At 68.9% G+C, this 2,922-nt stretch carries 5 protein-coding genes; 3 read left to right on the top strand and 2 right to left on the bottom strand.

Annotation, left to right across the window (positions count from 1 at the left end):
• Window positions 1-477: FAD-dependent oxidoreductase (locus tag AC27VN_RS37745; protein WP_490879968.1), on the bottom strand; the 477-nt coding region annotated here is incomplete at its 3' end.
• A 129-nt stretch (window positions 478-606) separates the two neighbouring features.
• Here AC27VN_RS37745 and AC27VN_RS37740 point away from each other — a divergent pair.
• The 3 genes from AC27VN_RS37740 to AC27VN_RS37730 are packed head-to-tail and all read left to right on the top strand — an operon-like array spanning window position 607 to window position 2,009.
• Window positions 607-1,074: an Lrp/AsnC ligand binding domain-containing protein gene (locus tag AC27VN_RS37740; protein WP_057591580.1), complete on the top strand. Its 468-nt coding sequence runs from the start codon at window positions 607-609 to the stop codon at window positions 1,072-1,074.
• Between the two features lie 24 nt (window positions 1,075-1,098).
• Entirely contained in the window at window positions 1,099-1,581 is a 483-nt protein-coding gene (locus tag AC27VN_RS37735; protein ID WP_093340626.1) for a GNAT family N-acetyltransferase, read from the top strand.
• A 26-nt stretch (window positions 1,582-1,607) separates the two neighbouring features.
• Window positions 1,608-2,009 carry an OsmC family protein gene (locus tag AC27VN_RS37730; RefSeq protein ID WP_093340624.1) on the top strand — a complete coding sequence of 134 codons (402 nt, stop codon included), beginning with the start codon at window positions 1,608-1,610 and terminating at the stop codon, window positions 2,007-2,009.
• 12 nt (window positions 2,010-2,021) lie between these two features.
• Here AC27VN_RS37730 and AC27VN_RS37725 read toward each other — a convergent pair.
• Window positions 2,022-2,922: serine hydrolase domain-containing protein (locus AC27VN_RS37725; RefSeq protein WP_490879967.1), on the bottom strand; the 901-nt coding region annotated here is incomplete at its 5' end.

Here is a 2,922-nt window from a genome sequence, read left to right as displayed (position 1 = left end):
TTCCTCGAGCACCGCGATGTCGCGCTGCACCGCGTCGAGCTGCGCCTGCGTGCGGAACAGCTGCAGGGTGCCACCGGTGCGGTGCTCGTACTGCAGGCCGGTCTCGGCGCGCAGCGCCTGCAGGCAGCCGCGGCTGTACTCGGCCACGCGCATCATGCGTTCCTTGTTGATCGCATAGCGCTCGGGCGAGCAGTTGCGCAGCATCTGCGCCATCCAGCGCAGCTGGAACAGCGTGCCGTCGGGACGGATCGACAGCGGCGCATGCTTCTGGAACATCCACTTGATCGCCTTCAGCGGAATGCCGGGCGCGGCCCAGGGCGTGGAGTAGCCGGGCGATACCTGGCCCGCGTTGCCGAAGCTGGTTTCCTCGGCCGGACCGGCCTGCCGGTCGAGCAGGGTGACGTCGGCGCCCGAGCGCGCGAGGTAGTAGGCCGTGGTGGTGCCGATCACGCCGCCGCCCAGAACGATGACTTTCATGGTGTATCCGCTGATTCGAATGGAATAGCGAGAATTTATGCGTCAGAATGAAGTGGATTCCACTGTTTTCAAGCGTTCGGCAGCGGAATCTCCTGTGTAGAACCTTCCTATGCGCCGCGCGGAGTGAAAGTGCCCGAGCTCGACCGAATCGACCGCAAGATCCTCGACCTGCTGCAGCGCCAGGGCCGCATTTCCATGACCGAACTGGCCGAGCGCATCGGCCTGTCGGCCTCGCCCTGCGCCGAGCGCGTCAAGCGCATGGAGCGCGACGGCGTCATCAGCGGCTACCACGCGCGCGTGTCGCCCGAGGCGCTCGGCAAGACGCTGCTGGTGTTCGTCGAGATCAAGCTCTCGGCCAAGTCGGGCGACGTGTTCGACAAGGTCCGGCAGGAGCTGCTGCACATGCCCGAGGTGCTCGAATGCCACCTCGTGTCGGGCAGCTTCGACTACCTCGTGAAGGCGCGCCTGAGCGGCATGAGCGAATACCGCCACCTGCTCGGCGACATCCTCAAGAAGTTGCCGGTGGCGGCCGAGTCGCACAGCTACGTCGTGATGGAAGAGATCAAGGAAACCCTGATGCTGGCCACCGACCGCTGAAGGCACGGCTACCATCGCCGGCCCATGTCCCAAGACCCGATCACCATCCGCCCCTGGCGCCTCGACGACTTCGACGCCGTCAAGGCCATCCTCGACGACACCTTCGCGAGCACCTGGCTGCCGCAGCTCACGCCCGAGGCGGCGCGCGGCTACCGCGAGAGCGGCGAGCCCGTGGGCTACATCGACGAGATGGGGCCCGAGTTCTTCGTCGCCGAGATCGATGGCGAGGTGGTCGGCATGGTCCACTGGCAGCGCGACTTCGTGCAGGCGCTGCACGTGCCCGCGGCGCATCGGCGCAAGGGCATCGCGCGCGCGCTCATGGCCTTCGCCGAAGCCGGCATGCGCGCCGACGGCGTCGAACTCGCACGGCTCGAGACCGACACCTTCAACACCGCGAGCCAGGGCTTCTACCTCGCGCTCGGTTACCGCGAGGCCGACCGCTATCCCGACCTCGAATGGCACAGCGGCTTCACGACCATCCTCTACGTGAAGCCGCTGGCTCCCTGAATCCCTTCCCACCCAAGGACACCGCCATGAGCATCTCGATCCGCCGCGACGGCACCACCGGCACGCGCCACATCCTCAAGATCCGCAACCACGAGATCGCGGTCGATGCCTCGCCGGCCGGCGGCGGCAACGACGACGGCCCCGAGCCGCACGACCTCTACGACGCCTCGCTGGCCGCCTGCAAGGCGCTCACCGTGCTGATCTACGCGCGCCGCAAGGGCATCCCGGTCGAGGACATCGAGGTCGTGGTCGACCGCGACGACAGCGAGGAGCGCAAGGGCATCTACCGGCTCGACTCGACGCTGCGCGTGAGCGGCAACCTCAGCGACGCGCAGCGCGACGAGCTGCTGCGCGTGGCGGGCAAGTGCCCGGTGCACAAGCTCATGACCGAGGTGAAGACCGAGATCCAGACGAACTGGGCGGCTTGACTCCCGGGGCGGTCAGCGCAGCACGCGCCAGGCCCGCACCGCGCGCAGCAGCGACCACAGGCCGGCCTCGGCCGGCACCTTCTTCTCGTTGAAGGACACGGCGATGTAGAGGTCGTCGGCCGGCACGTAGGCGACCACGCTCGTGAAGCCCTCGATGCCGCCGCTGTGGCCCAGCATCAGGCCCGGGCCGTCGGGCACGTCGTAGAGCTGCACGCCCATGCCGTACGAGGCATTGCCGCCGCTGTAGGGGCCGAGCATCGCGGGCATGTCGATGAACATGCGCCGCACCGTGGCCGGCGGCAGTACGCGGCCGCCGAGCAGCGCATGCCAGAAGCGCACGAGGTCGCCCGCGGTCGAGGCCAGCGCGCCCGCGGCATGGGGCGTGGCGTACTGGTCGGGTGCATCGACCGGCCGGCCGGCCGCGTGGCCGCTGACCACCGGCAGTTCGACGCCGGGCCGGCGCATCGTGGTGTGCGTGAGCGCGAGCGGGCCGAGCAGCCGCTTCGTCAGCACCTGTTCGAAGGGCACTCCTTCGAGCCGCTCGACGAGGGCGCCGAGCATCGCGTAGCCGGTGTTGCTGTAGCTCCAGTTCGTGCCGGGGCAGAACTGCGGCTTCTGCGCGAGGCCCAGCGCGATGATCTCGGCGGGCGGCCGGTACTTCGTGCCGAAGTCGGGCAGCGCGTTGAAACTCACGAGGCCGCTGGTGTGGCGCAGCAGGTGTTCGATGGTGACGAGCCCCGCGTTGGGCGCCTCGGGGAACCAGCGCTCGATGCTGTCGTCGAGCGCGAGCCGGCGTTCCTCCACGAGCTGCAGCACGATCGCGGCGGTCAGCGTCTTGGCCGTGCTCGCGACCTGGAAGCCCTGGTCGGGCCGCACGGGCTCGCGCGGCTCGGTGCGCGCCAGGCCGCGTGTC

It is taken from the genome of Variovorax sp. 20P10.2.4, assembly GCF_058244205.1.
Note: the sequence above shows the minus strand (reverse complement) of the source record. Positions and strands in the feature narration are given on the sequence as shown.

Coding starts and splice junctions, on each gene's coding strand:
- AC27VN_RS37735 (WP_093340626.1), top strand. CDS start 1,099: ATGTCCCAAGACCCGATCACCATCCGCCCCTGGCGCCTCGACGACTTC.
- AC27VN_RS37730 (WP_093340624.1), top strand. CDS start 1,608: ATGAGCATCTCGATCCGCCGCGACGGCACCACCGGCACGCGCCACATC.